The following is a 1,102-nucleotide window of genomic DNA, read 5'->3' on the forward strand; positions in this document are numbered from 1 at the left end:
AGTATTTAAGGTGGGTTGCCCCATTCGGAGATCCATGGATCAAAGCTTATTCGCAGCTCCCCACGGCTTTTCGCAGCGTATCACGTCCTTCATCGCCTGTGCATGCCTAGGCATCCACTAAATGCCCTTACGACACTTGATCGTTCTCATTGCCAATGCTCATCATTTGCTTGGATTTGGAATTCCTATCCTCCTCGCTTGCGCTCGAAGGGGTTCCAAATCTGACTATCCGGACACTTTGCAGTGTGCCGAACCAAGCCAGCGCGATTACCTTTTACAATCGCGCTTCAATAATGCCATCGACGTGTTCGATAGACCTGCTTTATTGGAGCTACGCCGAGCAGCTCGCTTGCAGTCTATCTTTAAGACCAGCTTCTCGAGATTTGATCCGATACCGCGCGGTCAGGCAACGGTAATCCAGCCGCCCGTCAGAAGCCCTCGAAGAGGACCAACAACAACGGCTCAGAGCGACAAGCTTCCTTCCTACCTCCGATCTCTCCACCATATCCGGCCGGCTAGGCCATCCATGGTTTCATAAAGACCGGGCTCGGACGCCTCGAACAACCCTACGGTCGCTCAAAACACCTGGAAGCCTCCAGATCAATCTTCTCTTCACAATGTATGCAGAACACGCATCCAGCCTCAAGGCCGATGCAAAACCTTTATTTCTTCAGAAGACATCGCCGTCAGTCTCGACACCAATCGATTTGGTGGAGCTGAGCGGGATCGAACCGCTGACCCCCTGCTTGCAAAGCAGGTGCTCTCCCAGCTGAGCTACAGCCCCATCAGCTCGATCGCCCCAAACTTCTTCGGGGTTCGGCAACTTCCGCGTCACCGTTCTTTCCCGGCTGCGCCATGCGTAGCCAAACGGCGAAGCATGGTGGGCCCGGGAAGACTTGAACTTCCGACCCCACGCTTATCAAGCGTGTGCTCTAACCAACTGAGCTACGGGCCCATTCTCGTCAAACCGGTCCAGACAGCCATAAACCATCCGGATCGACGCGGTTCTTTGTCTTCTTGAAGAAAGAGAAACGTGGACGGCGAGGCTCGCCATATCATCGGAGCATTACGCTTCCGTGACGTATTTCGTTGCGATCGTAAG

General features: G+C 53.9%; 2 tRNA genes and 1 rRNA gene (1 of these 3 cut by a window edge). All 3 read right to left on the reverse strand.

Features of this window, described 5'->3' with window-relative positions:
* Positions 1 to 142: ribosomal RNA gene (locus FBZ97_RS34205) — 23S ribosomal RNA — on the reverse strand (it extends 2,690 nt beyond the left edge of the window).
* Between the two features lie 566 nt (positions 143 to 708).
* Positions 709 to 784 (reverse strand) — tRNA-Ala (locus FBZ97_RS34210).
* Between the two features lie 94 nt (positions 785 to 878).
* Positions 879 to 955: transfer RNA gene (locus tag FBZ97_RS34215), tRNA-Ile, on the reverse strand.
* Positions 956 to 1,102: the final 147 nt, after the last annotated feature.

The organism is Rhizobium sp. ERR 942 (assembly GCF_007828395.1).
Taxonomy (GTDB): Bacteria; Pseudomonadota; Alphaproteobacteria; order Rhizobiales; family Rhizobiaceae; genus Rhizobium; species Rhizobium dioscoreae.